At 38.6% G+C, this 15,238-nt stretch carries 13 protein-coding genes; 10 read left to right on the top strand and 3 right to left on the bottom strand.

Going from position 1 to position 15,238, the window contains the following annotated elements; genetic code table 11:
* Nucleotides 1-46: 46 nt before the first annotated feature.
* A complete protein-coding gene (locus J0J36_RS06485) occupies nucleotides 47-856 on the top strand; it encodes an alpha/beta fold hydrolase (RefSeq protein ID WP_004256233.1) in 810 nt (269 codons plus the stop codon).
* A gap of 13 nt (nucleotides 857-869) precedes the next feature.
* Here J0J36_RS06485 and J0J36_RS06480 read toward each other — a convergent pair whose 3' ends face one another.
* Both J0J36_RS06480 and J0J36_RS06475 read right to left on the bottom strand, forming a co-directional pair.
* On the bottom strand, nucleotides 870-2,039 hold the full coding sequence (locus J0J36_RS06480) for an AI-2E family transporter (RefSeq protein WP_004256235.1): 1,170 nt from the start codon (nucleotides 2,037-2,039) through the stop codon (nucleotides 870-872).
* Nucleotides 2,040-2,173: 134 nt separating this feature from the next.
* On the bottom strand, nucleotides 2,174-2,527 hold the full coding sequence (locus tag J0J36_RS06475; RefSeq protein WP_004256237.1) for an iron-sulfur cluster biosynthesis family protein: 354 nt from the start codon (nucleotides 2,525-2,527) through the stop codon (nucleotides 2,174-2,176).
* Nucleotides 2,528-2,782: 255 nt separating this feature from the next.
* On the opposite strand from J0J36_RS06475, the gene J0J36_RS06470 reads away from it, so the two are divergent.
* Together J0J36_RS06470 and menA are read left to right on the top strand one after the other, a co-directional pair.
* Nucleotides 2,783-4,762: an FAD-dependent oxidoreductase gene (locus tag J0J36_RS06470; protein WP_153925166.1), complete on the top strand. Its 1,980-nt coding sequence runs from the start codon at nucleotides 2,783-2,785 to the stop codon at nucleotides 4,760-4,762.
* Between the two features lie 198 nt (nucleotides 4,763-4,960).
* Nucleotides 4,961-5,920, top strand: a complete 960-nt coding sequence (menA, locus tag J0J36_RS06465; RefSeq protein WP_004256242.1) for a 1,4-dihydroxy-2-naphthoate polyprenyltransferase — start codon at nucleotides 4,961-4,963, stop codon at nucleotides 5,918-5,920.
* A gap of 49 nt (nucleotides 5,921-5,969) precedes the next feature.
* On the opposite strand, the gene J0J36_RS06460 is transcribed toward menA, so the two are convergent.
* A complete protein-coding gene (locus tag J0J36_RS06460) occupies nucleotides 5,970-7,502 on the bottom strand; it encodes a class I adenylate-forming enzyme family protein (protein WP_004256244.1) in 1,533 nt (510 codons plus the stop codon).
* Between the two features lie 278 nt (nucleotides 7,503-7,780).
* Between J0J36_RS06460 and sdaAB the strand changes: the two genes are divergently transcribed.
* The 7 genes from sdaAB (at nucleotide 7,781) to J0J36_RS06425 (ending at nucleotide 15,236) form a co-directional block, all read left to right on the top strand.
* On the top strand, nucleotides 7,781-8,452 hold the full coding sequence (gene sdaAB / locus J0J36_RS06455) for an L-serine ammonia-lyase, iron-sulfur-dependent subunit beta (RefSeq protein WP_004256246.1): 672 nt from the start codon (nucleotides 7,781-7,783) through the stop codon (nucleotides 8,450-8,452).
* 9 nt (nucleotides 8,453-8,461) lie between these two features.
* Entirely contained in the window at nucleotides 8,462-9,334 is an 873-nt protein-coding gene (gene sdaAA, locus J0J36_RS06450) for an L-serine ammonia-lyase, iron-sulfur-dependent, subunit alpha (RefSeq protein ID WP_004256247.1), read from the top strand.
* A gap of 143 nt (nucleotides 9,335-9,477) precedes the next feature.
* A complete protein-coding gene (locus tag J0J36_RS06445; protein WP_004256249.1) occupies nucleotides 9,478-9,918 on the top strand; it encodes a CopY/TcrY family copper transport repressor in 441 nt (146 codons plus the stop codon).
* 15 nt (nucleotides 9,919-9,933) lie between these two features.
* Nucleotides 9,934-10,143, top strand: coding sequence for a heavy-metal-associated domain-containing protein (locus tag J0J36_RS06440; protein WP_153925163.1), 210 nt, complete (start codon nucleotides 9,934-9,936; stop codon nucleotides 10,141-10,143).
* Between the two features lie 73 nt (nucleotides 10,144-10,216).
* Nucleotides 10,217-12,304 (top strand): cation-translocating P-type ATPase, encoded by a 2,088-nt coding sequence (locus J0J36_RS06435; RefSeq protein ID WP_153925160.1) that lies wholly within the window; start codon nucleotides 10,217-10,219, stop codon nucleotides 12,302-12,304.
* Between the two features lie 76 nt (nucleotides 12,305-12,380).
* Nucleotides 12,381-14,159, top strand: coding sequence for a DNA helicase RecQ (gene recQ, locus J0J36_RS06430; protein WP_206886700.1), 1,779 nt, complete (start codon nucleotides 12,381-12,383; stop codon nucleotides 14,157-14,159).
* 126 nt (nucleotides 14,160-14,285) lie between these two features.
* The gene (locus tag J0J36_RS06425; protein WP_019292696.1) at nucleotides 14,286-15,236 is read left to right on the top strand and encodes a N(4)-(beta-N-acetylglucosaminyl)-L-asparaginase; all 951 of its coding nucleotides are present in this window, start codon (nucleotides 14,286-14,288) and stop codon (nucleotides 15,234-15,236) included.
* Nucleotides 15,237-15,238 lie beyond the last annotated feature (2 nt).

Raw genomic sequence — 15,238 nt, 5'->3', positions numbered from 1 at the left:
TGTCAGATATGTACAGTAAAAGATTGAGCAATAGAAAGAAGAAACAATGCCTTTTTATACAACAAATGATGGAGTTCAGATCAATTATCATAGCTATGGAGCAACAGAAAATCAAGCAATCGTTTTTATTAACGGCTATTCTGCGAGTGAAGTTACTTGGGCTTTTCAAGTCGATTATTTTGTTGCTGCAGGTTATCGTGTAGTCACTTATGATCACCGGAGTCATGGACAAAGCCAAGAAGTAGATTATGGGATGACCTTACATCGTTTGGCGACTGATTTAGAAGAGTTGATGAATGCTCTGCAACTTTCTCGACCTGTATTGGTTGGACACTCGATGGGAGCAGCGACCATTATGGCATATGAAGAGCTTTTTACAGACGGAAAGTTAACAGCAATCGTAACAGAGGATCAAGCACCTACATTTATGAGAGCACCGGACTGGTTAGATGGACAAACAGGTAAAACTCTTGGTGAATTATCTGATTTTATTAAAGATTTTCCGCGCACAAAATTAACTCATCGTCAATTGACAGATCAAGTAAAACGTGTGTTAGGTAAAGGGATGTTGCCCTTTAATTTTCAAAAGCACCAAGCCTTGCTTCAAAATGTGATTACGCAAGATTGGCGTCAGAATCTTATGCGCGAAACGGTTCCCCATTTGTTCTTTGCTGGTGGGTGTTCGCCTATTTTTCCCCCAGAACATGCTCAGGCAGCACGGAACCTACAACATAACGCACAATCAGAGGTAAGTATTTTTGAAGATTGTGGTCATATTCTTCATGTGGAAAATATTGAGGCTTTTAACCAAAAACTCCTTAATTTTATTCAAAAAGTCCAAGAAAAAAAGAGTTAGAAATAACTCTTTTTTATTTTTTGTGAGGAGTGAGAGAAAGTTTACTTTCCTTAGCCTCTAAATACTCCATAAAAATAATTTTAAGTAAGGCTGCGACAGGTACAGCGACGAACATGCCTAATATACCAAAATAAGCACCGCCAATCGAGATAGAGATAATAACGATAATGGGGTTAACATTCAAAGCACCACTCATTAGTTTTGGTCCGATGATATTTCCATCAATTTGCTGAAGGATGATGAGCATAATAATCGTAACAAGCCCTGCTTCCCAACCGCCGGTAAAAAAAGCGATAATCATTGCGACAATTGAAGCAAAGATTGAACCAAAATAAGGAATCATGTTGCAAATACCAATAAGCAAACCTAAGGCCACTGAGAAGGGATTATGAGCAACGCCCGTTATGTGGAGGATAAATAGTAAGAACGTGGATGAAATCCACATGATGCATGCATCAATGAATTGTGTGGAAATAAATTTATAGAAGATAATATCTGTTTGGCGAAGATAATATTTTATTGCTTGGAGATGCTCCTGCTTAGCAGAAATCTTCCCAAAGCGGGAGAGAATCTGTAAGATACTTTCTTTATATAACAAAAGATAAATTGAAATGATAATGCCAACAACAATACGGAAAAGCTGTGAAGCAAGTGTGAAAGTAAAGGTACTCAGAGATTCAATGCCGCTGGTAATGTAGCGTGCGGCGTCCTGTGCACTAAACGCATTGACAAAAGAGCGAATAGAGTCTTCGATTTGTAAAAAATTATCTAACTCTTGAAATTGATTACTGCTGAGCCATTGATAAATGTTTTGGTAAATCGTAGGTAATAAGCGTAGAAACTCGAGTAAGTTACGAACCACAATGGGAAAGAGATAATAAATAACAAAAAAGAGGAGAAGTAAGAAAATCATATAAGTGACAAAAATACTAAATTTTCTTGCATGATGTTGGATAAATTTTACATTCAAACGTCTAAAAAGCAAGCTAAGTTTATGAATAGGTTTATCTAAAAAGTATGCAACGATTGCTCCGAGAAACAAAGGAGAGAGAATTTGTAAAAAATTGCCAATGCTTTTTGTAATCGGGGTAATGTTTGAAATGACATTAAAAAGTAAGAAAAGCACAACGAAAAAAAGTAGTCCGTTAAGCCAAAGGTTCCAGTTGATTTTTATTTTTCCCATGGGCGAGATGTCCTTTCGGGTAACTTGATATAAAGTAGTTCCTTTTATTGTAATATCATTAGAAAACTCTGTCAATTATTTTAAGAAAAAACCACAGAAAATTTCTGTAGTTTGGACAAAAATAGGATAACTATTTATTGGTGACGATAGTCAACAATTTCAATATGTGGGGCTATCTTTTCGCCATCGCCCATAATCTCAATCAAATGATTGGCCGTAACACGGACACGCATATTTTCATCAAAATACATCATCCCCCAAGCCTTGCAGTAAAAATCACCTAAAGGTGAGCTGATTTTCCCATCAAAAACTTTAGGAACTTCTCCTTTATTAACGGCAACAATACGATAACGTGTAATGCCACAACAGCTGCTTGGGAGTGTCTCATTACTTAAAGTATGATCAAAGTCTAAGACAAAGTCAGCAGGATCATCTTCAATAAGCGCTAATAGGCGCTTGGTGATAGTATCATCAAATGTAAGCTTCATAAAATAATTGTACTACATAGCTAGGGGGATATGCAGCAATTCAGCTTGAAAAAAAGAAGCTAGGTACTCTTATAAAATTTTTAATTTTGACTTTAAAAAGAGGATAGGGTATGTATAAATTCGTCAACTAACTTTTATTTGTCCGCTTACTTAGTAGAAGCACAATGTCGGACTTTACAAAGCAGCATGAAAGCGATATAATGTTAGATGGAAATTTTTTTCATTATTATATTACTAGTAGGAGACCGATTTTAAATGACTAAGAAAAAAATCGTAGTCATCGGTGGTGGTGTTGCTGGGGTTCATGCAACACGTGAGCTTTCGAAAAAGCTTAAAGCGAATGCTGACATCACTTTGATTGACAAACACAGTTATCATACATCTATGACGCAACTTCATGAAGTTGCAGCAGGACGTGTGCCATTCACAACAGTTCAATATGACTTCCAAAAACTTTTGGGAAAACGTAAAAATGTGAGCCTTGTAACTGATGCTGTTGTCAGTCTTGATAAAGATAACAAAAAGGTTATCACTGAACAAGGAAGCTACGACTATGACTATGTTGTAGTTGCTCTTGGTGGTGAACCTAACGACTTTGGGGTACCTGGTGTTAAAGAACACGGTTTTACTCTTTGGTCACTCGAAGATGCTATGCGTATCAAACGTCAACTTGAAACTGTTGTTCAATATGGTTCAACAGAAGTTGACGATGAAAAACGCCGTGCACTTTTGACTATCTCTGTTGCAGGCTCAGGTTTCACAGGGATTGAAATGGCTGGTGAATTGATTGACTGGCGTAAGAAGGTTTCAACAGATTGGAAAATTCCTGAGGAAGAAATCACAATCAACGTTGTTGAAATGATGCCAACAATCTTGAACACATTGGACCGCAAGCAAGCAGACCGTGCACACGCATATCTTGAAAAGAAAAATGTCAATGTATTGACAAATCACGGTATCGTTGAAGTTGCAGAAGATCACATCAAAGTAAATGTTGGTGGACGAGACGAAGAAAAAGTTTCAAAAGAAATCCCAACACACACATTGATTTGGACTACAGGTGTTCAAGGGAATACAGCAGCACAGACTAATCTTAACGAAACAGAACGTGGACATCGTCTCCAAGCCAATGAATTTATGGAAGCAGTTGGATTTGAAGATAAAGGTATCTATGTAGCCGGAGACGTTTCAGGTTATATCGAACCTGATACAGGTCGTCCAACACCACAAATCGTTGAAGCGGCAGAGCAAACAGCACACACAGCAGCTTCAAATATCATCGCAGATATTAACGGTGGAAGCAAACATAAACACGAAAGCAAATACCAAGGAACAATGGTTTCTATCGGTTCAACTTGGGGTGTTGCTAAAGTCGGAAGCATGCGTTTGACAGGTTTCTGGGCAATGTTGATGAAAAACATTGTTTACTTTATCTACACATTGCAAATCCGTTCCGCTCATTATTTCTGGCGTTATGCTTTGGATGAAGTTTTCCGTACAAAAGATGATCGTAACTTCATGCGTGGTCACACTTCACGTTTAGGTAACGTACTCTGGGCTGTGCCACTTCGTATCTTCTATGGTCTTGTTTGGTTGACAGAAGCAATGAAGAAAATTGTTGGTGAAGGTCAACTCTTTAATCCTACAACTTGGTTTGGTAAAGGTTCTTGGTTCACAGACGATCTTAAATTCCCATTTGCTTGGTTGCAAGAAGTACCTAAACATGCAGATGCTGCTGCTGGCGCAACAGGTGAAGCTGCAACTAAAGCTGCAGATGCTGCTGGTGCAACTGGCGCTGCTGCTAGTGGTGGAGCAGAAGCTGCACACAAAGCGACAGAATGGGGTCTCTCATATGCTTATGGTACAGAGCCAATGCCAGTACTTGAAAAAGTACCACATTGGATGGAACCTATCTTTAAGTTCATGATTCCAAATCGTGATGTTGCATTGTTCATGCAAAAATTCATGTCTATCGTTGAAGTTTTACTTGCTCTTGCTATTATCTTTGGTCTCTTTACTTGGATTGCATCAGCTGTAACTGCAGCATTGACAGTGATGTTCGCACTATCTGGTATGTTCTTCTGGGTAAACATCTGGTTTATTCCAGTAGCAATTGCCTTAATGAACGGTTCAGGCCGCGCATTTGGTTTAGATAAATGGGTTCAACCTTGGATTCAAAAAATACTTACCCAAGTATGGTATGGTAAATCTCGTTCAATTTATAAAGGACGTTAATTAAAAAATAGCTCATTAGAGCTATTTTTTATTTCTGATAAATTCCTTCGGAAATTGATTCTGGAGTATTTATCAGCTATAATATAGAGTGTTCATGCTGTCTGGAAAAGATGAGCATCCTAAGAAGAATTAAACATCTAGGAAGTTTGATTGTTTGAAAACCAAAGAAAATATAGTGAAGGATATCCCAAACGCTTTATGACATTTAAAACATTTTTAGAACTTGTTGAAATTAAAACCAAAATTGCCAGTATATTTCCTTATATTATTGGCTTACTTTTCAGTCTGAGTTATTTTAAAACATTTAACGCTGGCCTATCGTTTCTTTTTTTATTGGCTATGCTTATTTTTGATATGACGGTAACAGCGATTAACAATTATCAAGATTTTCAAAAAGCTAAAGATGAAATTTATCAAAAACAAGAAAATATTATTGGTAAAGCTAATCTGTCACCACATTTTGTTAGAAATTTGATAGTATTCATGGTTCTTGTCAGCCTGGGTTTGGGTTTCCTTTTGGCTTATTTTACGGGCTGGCTCTTTTTGGTGCTGGGAGGCATCGTCTTCTTTATCGGCGTTTTTTATACTTATGGTCCGATACCTCTTTCTCGTATGCCATTGGGTGAAATCTTTTCCGGTGGAACAATGGGATTTGGAATCTTTGCAATGGTGATTCTCATCAATAGTGCAGAAAATCCTATTTTTAAACTTGATCTCAACTTTGCGGCAAACTCTTTTGCGCTTTCTGGAGATATAGTTGGTGCTATAGCAATGGTAATTGCGAGTTTACCGTTAGTCTTTACGATTGCAAATATTATGCTGGCTAACAACTTGCGTGATTTGGATACAGATATTAAAAACCATCGTTATACTTTAGTTTATTATATTGGACGTAAACAAGGTATTCAGCTTTTTCAACTGCTTATGTACAGTGCATATTTCTTCATTATTTTAGGTTTTTTCATTGGAATTTTTGAATGGCCAACATTATTGACTGTTCTTTCCTTTCCGATAATTCAGAAGAACTTGAAACACCATGCAGCAGAAGTTCCTGCGCCTCATAGCTTTGTTTATTCTTTAAAAAATATGGTTTTATTTAATAGCTCTTATGCTTTCTCTCTCCTTTTATCGCTTCTGTGGCAAGCAGTAGCAAAATAATTTAAAAAAGGTAGTTTCCTCTTGGGAACTACCTTTTTGTATATGATATTTATTTTTTAGCTGCTGCAAGTTCACGCTCAAGAGCTAATCTTTGAACTTTCATTGTGGCTGTACGAGGTATCGCATCATAGTCCATGAGAAGCGGCTCATTTAGGAATGGCATGTCAATGATAGAAGACCACCAAGCTTTCCAGTCCATTTCTTTACCTTCGGCAAGCGCCAAAATAGGTTGAGGATGTCCAGAAGCATCGCGGATAATTATTACTTCGTCAAGAAAGTCGTGTTGATCGAGGAGGAGATCTTCAATGGCTAAGTTTGACTCCACTTTGTCAATAAGATCAACTTGACGATCATAGAGGAAGAGCACACCGTCTTCATCCATAATCCCCCAGTCGCCTGTATCCCACCAGTCACCATAAACTTCTTCAGCAAAACGACTATCCTCTTTATAGTAAGTAAGAGCACGCCCTTTAGAGAGGAAATGAATATGACCAGGTGTACCAGCAGGAACAACATTTCCGTCAGCATCTGTTACGCGCGCTTGGGAAAGTCCAGGCATGCCGATGCCCATTTCACGAGCATTTGTATTTGGTAAGGTACTAAGGCGGTGTTTTTTCCAAATCATTGGACCGCATTCAGACTGACCGTAGATTTGCAAGAAAACAGGATTTTCCTCTTTAGAAGCCGCAAGGAAAGTATGCATTGTATCTTTGTTAATTGCATCAAAAGTAGAGTGGAGATAGCGAATAGAAGCAAAGGCCTCGGGTGTTTCTTTTACAACATTTGCTAGGCGAACAAAATGGTTTGGGTGTGTTTCGAAAGCTGTAGGGCGATATTTTTCAAACATGCTAAGCACAGTATTTTTTTCTAAATTAGAAAGTGGCATAAGATCAAAGCCGAAGGTCATGGCTGATGATATACCAATGTTAAAGCGGGAATGAACAGGTGAAATATGGAATGCCAACAGTGAAGATTTGTCTGGCATCCAATCCATTACTGTACGTTGCAAGACCCAACGCCAGCCCATAGATTGAGCTGAGTGTGCAATCAGTTTCGGAATTCCAGTAGTACCTGAGGTATGTGTGAGATAAGCAATCTCATCCGTAGCTAATTGTTGATTGCTTACCTCAGGACTATTAGTGATTGAAGCAAAGTCAGAAACAAAGAGTTTGTGATCTTCGTTTACATTTTTTAATTCCTGAACGACAGCATCTGTATCTTCATCAAAAATGAGCCAAGGAGTTTCAAGGCGTGCAGCAAGAGTATCCATTACTGGTGTAGAAAAGTGATGGGAAATCATTGCAGGCACAGCACCCAGATAGGACACAGCAACGGCAAGAAGATAAGTGTCAAAAGCACTTGATTTAAAAATAATGACCTTGTCTTCTTTTTTTATTCCCAAGGCTGACAAATTATAAGCTTTTTGCAAGACTGCTTCGTGAACGCTTTGATAATTTGTTTCAAGCTCTAATTCCGGGAAAGCGTTTAACTTTTTATCGAAAATAAAACGACTTTTGGGGAACTTTTCAGCAGATTCTTTGAAATTTACATAAAGATTCAGAGGTTTGTGATTGAATTTCATTGAAATCTCTCTTTCTATTTTTCTAAAGTTTATTATATCACAAACTATCGGCGAGAATTGAGAAAAAAATGTCCTTTTTGCATTTTTAATCATTAAAGAATAGTCTGAAAAGTCCACGTAAAATGGGAAAATTAGCAAACTTATCTTTTTGCTACAGCCCCAGTTTTATATAGATATGAAAGCGTATTAGTGTTATAATGATTTTAAGAATAAATTGTTTCGTTGGAATATAAAAAATTCGAACGAAAAGCTTTGCTGAGCAAAGTTGCGGAGGAAATATGGAAAATTTACGTTACAAAAGTGTATTTGACATTATTGGTCCTGTAATGGTTGGTCCCAGTAGTTCTCACACTGCCGGTGCTGCCCGTATAGGAAAGATTATTCGTTCAATTTTTGGCGAATTGCCCGAGAAGGTTGAGATTCATTTGTATGAGAGTTTTGCCAAAACTTATCGTGGACATGGAACAGATGTTGCTTTGGTTGCTGGTGTTTTAGGTATGGATCCTGATGATCCTCGCTTACGAGATGCACCGCGCATTGCTCACGAAGAAGGGATGGAAGTGACATATGTGCCTCATCCAGAAGATAAGGCAGACCATCCTAACACAGCGCGTCTGATTTTGAAAAAAGGGGACCGTGACATGAGCGTCACAGGGATTTCTATTGGCGGGGGCTTGATTCAAGTGACCGAACTCAATGGTTTCGATATTTCTATTTCAGCAGGGATGCCAACTTTTGTTATTGTCCATCAAGATGCACCAGGTATTTTGGCGCGTCTCGGAGCTATTTTTGAAAAGCATGATATTAACGTGGCACAAATGAATTTGACACGTGAAGCTAAAGGTGAAAAAGCAATCATGATTATGGAAGTAGACAGTTTCGATGTCGAAGAAGCTTTTGAGGAAATGAAACACATTCCGAAACTTTCTGCTGTAAATTTCTTTAAATAAGGGGTAATTATGTTTTCAAATGTACAAGAACTGCTTGAAGATGCAAAAGCATATCCATCAATTGCTGAATTGATGATTGCAGAAGAAATAGAACAAACCGGTGCGAGCCGTGAACAAATCATTGAGATGATGGAACATAACTTGGCGACAATGATGTCATCAATTGAGGAAGGACTACTTGGGAATAAGTCAACAACAGGACTTACAGGTGGCGATGCCAAGAAGATGGATGAATACATTAAATCAGGAAAAGCGATATCAGGTGATGTTATTTTAGGAGCAGCGCGTGATGGCGTAGCTGTAAATGAAGTCAATGCTCAGATGGGACTCATCTGTGCGACACCGACAGCTGGGTCAGCTGGATGTCTACCTGGTGTGCTCTCTGCAGCAACGAAGAAGTTAGGGCTTACACATGAGCAGCAGGTAGAATTTATCTTTACAGCTGGTGCTTTTGGTTTAGCAATCGCAAACAATGCAACGATTGCAGGTGCTGAAGGAGGATGTCAAGCAGAAGTTGGGTCGGCATCGGCCATGTCCGCAGCCGCTTTGGTTATCATGGCTGGAGGTACGGGCGAGCAAGCCGGAATAGCTTTAGCCTTGACACTCCAAAATATGCTGGGCCTGATTTGTGACCCTGTCGCAGGTTTAGTAGAAATTCCTTGTGTCCATCGTAACGCTATGGGGGCTTCTCAGGCGATGATTTCCGCCGATATGGCTTTAGCTGGTGTTAAAACAGTTATACCTGTTGATGAAGTGATCACATGTATGTACAATGTAGGACGCTCACTGCCCTCTGCTCACCGTGAAACTGGTGAAGGTGGGCTTGCTGCAACGCCAACAGGACGTGAAATTATGGAACGCATCTTTGGTGACGGAAAATAATAATATTGAAAATAAACGACCCTTTTTGAAAGTCTATACTTGCCTTAAAGGGTTTTTTTATTTATAATACAGAGTTGTGACTTGACATTTATAGTTTACAGTTGTAAACTGTAGTTGTAGTAAAAATAAAGTAAGGAGCGCCAATGAACGAAACAGAATTTAATATATCAAATGCAGAATTGATTGTTATGCGTGTTATATGGTCGCTCGGCGAAGCACGAGTTGATGAGATTTCTTGTCAAATTTCGCCCGATTTGGATTGGTCTCTAGCAACAGTTAAAACTTTGCTGGGGCGCCTCGTGAAAAAGGGAATGCTAAGTACTGAAAAAGAAGGTCGTAAGTTTGTTTATCGCCCTTTAATGGCAGAATGTACAGCTATTCAAATGATGGGACAGTCTTTACTTGAAAAAGTTTGTGAAACAAAACAAGTGAAGCTCTTAGCCGATATGATCGCCTTGTCAAACTTGACTTCAGAAGATGTAGCAAGTTTGCAAGAAGCGTTAAAAAATAAAGAAACAGTTCAAGAAACAACTTGTACTTGTTTAGAAAATTTTAATTCTTGCAGCTGCCAACACGTCAGCTAATATGGAGGAGAGATAATGGAAAAAGAAAAATTCGTAATCAAAGGTATGACTTGTGATCACTGTGCAATGCATGTGACTTCAGCACTCGAAGGGCTTAATGGTGTAAAATCCGCAAAAGTCTCTTTAAAAAAGAATGAAGCACTTGTGAAATTCGATGCAGCGACAACACCCGTAGAAGATTTAGCAATGGCTGTTAAAGAAGCTGGCTACGAATTAGTAAAATAAGAAGGCTGTCCTTAGGGGCAGTTTTCTCTGGAACACAATGTTTACATTTGTAAATTTAATGAAGGAGTAGAAAATGAGAAGTCAAAACTTTGTCATCACGGGTATGACCTGTGCAAACTGTGTGAATACCGTATCCAAAGCATTGAATAACTCGAATAAAATCCAAGAAGCAACAGTTAACTTGGCAACCGAAAAAGCAAAAGTCATTTTTGATGATAGCATTAGTGATCAAGATGTGATCAATATAGTTGAAAAGGTGGGCTATGGTGCTATTGTAAACGATAAAGCACATCAAGAAAAAATTGCAGCTCAAGCGCGTAGAAGGAATCGTAATTTACGATTGTCATTGATCGTGTCAGTAATTTTGACTCTGCCTTTAGTACTTGCTATGTTTGAAGGAGTATTTGGCACACACTATTTGATGTTTCTACACACTCCTGTTTTACAACTTATTCTCGCAACACCTGTTCAGTTTATTATCGGTTGGCGCTTTTACGTCGGCGCTTATCATGCATTGAAAAATGGAAATGCAAATATGGATGTTCTAGTAGCACTTGGAACTAGCGTTGCATATTTTTCGAGTTTAATTTTAGCGGTATTTTTAGGACAAGACAATGCTTTGAATTTTGAATCAGCTATGGTTATTATTACCTTGGTTGTTTTAGGAAAAGTACTTGAGCACAATGCTAAAGAAAAAACAAGTCAGGCAATCACGAGCTTGATGAGTAGTAGGGTTAAAATGGTTCACACAGAAGAAGGTGAGCGCCCGCTTGAAGAAGTCCAAATCGGGGATGTTATTCAAATTTATCCGGGAGAGAAGGTACCTTTGGATGCAATGATCCTTAAAGGTAAAGCATCTTTTGACGAAAGTCACTTGACTGGCGAATCTTTACCTGTTGTCAAAGCAGACGATGATACACTATTTGAAGGGGCTGTGAATTTAGACGGTTCCATTAAAGCTGTTGTTGTTCGAGATGTTAACGATTCGACTATTTCTCGGATGGTTGAAATGATGGAAGAAGCGCAAGCCTCAAAACCTGATATTCAAAAATTCGCGGATAAAATCTCAAATGTCTTTGTTCCAATTGTTTTGGTCATTTCACTTGTGACTTTTGTAGCAACATGGGCTATTACTGGGACATTATTGACTGCCATTATGCATGCTGTGGCAACATTGGTTATTGCTTGCCCATGTGCGCTTGGTTTAGCGACACCAACCGCAATTATTTCAGGAACAGGACTTGCTGCTAAGAATGGCTTGCTGTTGAAAAATGCCAATGCTTTAGAACTGACAAATAGCGTGACAACAGTTTTCTTTGATAAGACAGGGACGATTACGACAGGTGAATTTGAGTTGTCTCAATTTGAGGGCAACGATGAATCATTTAAAATTTTAGCAAGTTTAGAAAGTCATTCGCACCATCCGTTAGCTCAAGCCGTAAAAACTGAGGAAATCTACCCCGTAGAAAACCTTAAAGAAATTGCTGGTCGTGGACTTTCAGGAGAAATAAATGGCCGTCAATATTATGCAGGAAATGCAAAACTTATGGAAGAGCACGGGTACGATGTCACATCAAGCACAGATACTGTTATTTATCTTGCGGATGATGTAAGCCATATAGCTACAGCAACCTTTAAATCTTCAATTAAGCAAGAAAGTGTGCAGACCGTAGCTGCACTGAAAAAAGCCGGCATTAAAACTGTGATGTTGACAGGGGACAATGAAGATTCTGCTAAAAAAATCCAAGAAATTGTCAATTTGGATGAAGTAAAAAGTAATCTATCACCTGAAGACAAAGCTAAAATTGTCCAAGAAACTTCAGATTCCATTATGGTAGGCGACGGAATAAACGATGCTATTGCATTAGCAAGTAGTACTGTGGGTGTTGCCATGGCAACAGGCTCAGATATTGCGATGGAAGCAGGAGATGTGACCATTATGGGTGGTAAAATCCATAAATTACTCGATCTCTTTAAGATCTCTCGAAAAACCTTAAGTAAAATCAAACAAAATTATTTTTGGGCCTTCATTTACAATATTATTGGTATCCCGCTGGCAGCTTTTGGATTACTCAATCCAATGATTGCTGCAGCAGCAATGAGCTTGTCTAGCGTTTCCGTAATTTTGAATTCCTTACTTTTAACTAAAACAAAAAATTGAGGTACTCTAAAAATAAAAGAAAAAAACTCACTTTTGTTCGTGAATTTTTTTAGTATTAAACGTATAATAGGAAAAGATGAATTTAGAAGCAAAACTCAAGGAAATATTTGGCTATGAAAGTTTCCGTCAAGGTCAAAAACAAATAATAGAGCAAGTTCTACAGGGAAAAGATACTCTGGGGATATTGCCGACAGGTGCAGGGAAATCCATTTGCTATCAATTACCTGCCCTTTTACAAGAAGGCGTTACTCTTGTGGTCTCGCCTTTAATTTCCCTGATGAAGGATCAGGTGGATCAGCTAAATATTGCAAATATACCAGCAACATTTATTAATTCGACAGTAGATGAGCAAGAAGCTTATTTCCGAATGCAACAGATCGAAAATGGCGAGGTTAAAATCTTGTTTGTTGCGCCTGAACGGTTTGAATTAGAATCTTTTAACTATTTTTTGCAACACCTTCCTATTGATTTGGTTGCAATTGATGAAGCACACTGTATCTCTCAATGGGGACATGATTTTAGACCTTCTTATGTTACTTTTGCGAAACGATTGGCTGATTTGCCTACTTCACCAACAATCTTAGCACTAACAGCTACAGCCACACCTCGGGTATCTGCAGATATTCAAGACTTATTACAAATCTCTGAAGACAACACTGTTAAAACAGGTTTTTTACGCGAAAACTTACGCTTTGAAGTTGTTAAAGGAAAAGATAAACGTGACTTTTTAAAGTCCTACTTAAAAGAACATACTGACGAATCAGGCATTATCTATGCCAACACACGTAAAGAAGTAGAAGAAGTTACGGAATGGTTAAACCGAAATAATTTTCCTGCTAAACGTTATCATGCCGGTTTAGCTGAGGGAGAGCGCCAAAAAAACCAAGAAGATTTCCTTTATGATGAAGTTCCTATTATGGTGGCAACCAATGCTTTTGGAATGGGGATAAATAAGAGCAATGTTCGTTTTGTAATTCATTATGGGATGCCTGCTACTATTGAAGCCTACTATCAAGAAGCAGGTCGTGCAGGAAGAGATGGACTTGATTCGGATGCTATCTTATTATTTTCGCCCAATGATGTTCGTCTCAGAAACTTCTTGATCGAGCAAGGCGAAGGGAGTGAGCAACATAAGGAGCAAGAATACGAAAAACTAAGGCAGATGCAAGCTTATACAAGCTCAGAAACTTGCTTGCAGGGTTATATTTTACAGTATTTTGGTGATGCGGGAGAGGACTGTCATAAGTGCTCAAACTGTTTAGACGACCGGGAGCGTACAGATGTTACGCTTGATGCACAAAAAGTTATGTCTTGTGTTATTCGGATGGAACAACGTTTCGGAAAAACAGCAGTCGCACAAGTTTTAGTAGGCTCTAAAAATAAAAACTTAGCACGTTGGAATTTTGAAAAACTCTCAACTTTTGGCATAATGGAGGGATATTCGCAAAAAGCAGTTGGAGAACTGATTGATTTTTTAGCGGGGGAAGGTTACTTAGCTGTCTCCGCAGGCAAATTCCCCTTACTTGGGGTTTCTGATCGTGGGATAGCTGTTCTACAAGGTAGAGAGCAAGTCTGGCGACGTACAGCTTTAAGCACTACTAAGCAACAGTCTGTAGCTAATGGTACATTTAATTTGGAGTTATTTGAAGAATTACGGACGTTACGTCTCGATATTGCCAAGTCAGAAGGCGTTCCTCCTTTCATGATATTTTCCGATGCTTCATTGAAAGACATGACAAGAATTATGCCTTTAGACGAAGAGACATTTTTAGAAGTTTCCGGTGTAGGTCAAGTGAAGTTGAAAAAGTATGGTCATGTGTTCCTAGAGGCATTAAACATCTATAATCAAGAATAGTATAAAAATAGAGAAGCATGAGTCTTTCTCTATTTTTATTTGTGCCTTGACAAATGTAAGCGTTTAATTTATAATGTATGCAAATAGTATATACTAGATTGTATATAAAATAAAAAAGGAGTATTTATGTGGGGAATTATTGCAACGTGGCGAATGGCTCATGATGGGGTTTGTAAAGCTGAAGAGCTTTTGAGCAAAGGAGGAGAGGCTGGAGAAGCACTAGAACAAGCTATAAAAGAGGTTGAAGATTATCCTTATTATAAGTCTGTCGGATATGGTGGACTACCAAATGAAGCAGGAATTTTAGAAATGGATGCTGCATATATGGATGGAGATAGTTTTAAAATTGGTGCAGTGGCAGGCATTACTGATATTGCTAATCCAATAGCAGTAGCAAAAGCCTTATCTGAGGAAAAATTTAATAGTATGCGAGTCGGTCCAGGCGCAAGACAATATGCTATTGAAGCAGGCTTTAAGCAGAAAAAAATGTTAACAGAGCGCGCCAAAAAAATATGGGAGAGACGTTTAGAAGAAATGAAACGTACAGGTCTTTCGGCTTATGATGGACATGATACGGTGGGTATGGTTGCCTTAGACAGTAGTAGAAAAATGGTGGCAGGAACTTCAAGTTCTGGTCTCTTCATGAAAAAATCTGGCCGGGTTGGTGATTCACCACTCTCAGGTTCCGGCTTTTATGTGGATAGTCAGGTTGGAGGGGCTACAGCAACAGGACTTGGTGAAGATTTGATGAAAGGAATTTTATCCTATGAAATCGTTCGTCTCATGTCTGAAGGCCATACGCCCCAAGAGGCTTGTGATCAGGCGGTGTATTCTTTTGAAGATAAATTGAAAGAAAGATACGGTAAAGCAGGAGCTTTTTCACTTGTCGCACTGGATAAAGAAGGAAACTGGGGCGTTGCAACTAATGTAGAATTTACTTTTAGTGTGGCCACTCACAAACAAGAACCAAGAATCTTTATCGCCCACCCAGAAGCAAATCACAAGACAAAAATCGAGCCCATTAGCCAAGAATGGTTAGATGCTTATGAAGCAAGAATTAAAGCACCTATCGAATAGGT

Source organism: Lactococcus sp. LG1074, assembly GCF_017309525.1.
GTDB lineage: Bacteria > Bacillota > Bacilli > Lactobacillales > Streptococcaceae > Lactococcus > Lactococcus petauri.
Note: the sequence above shows the minus strand (reverse complement) of the source record. Positions and strands in the feature narration are given on the sequence as shown.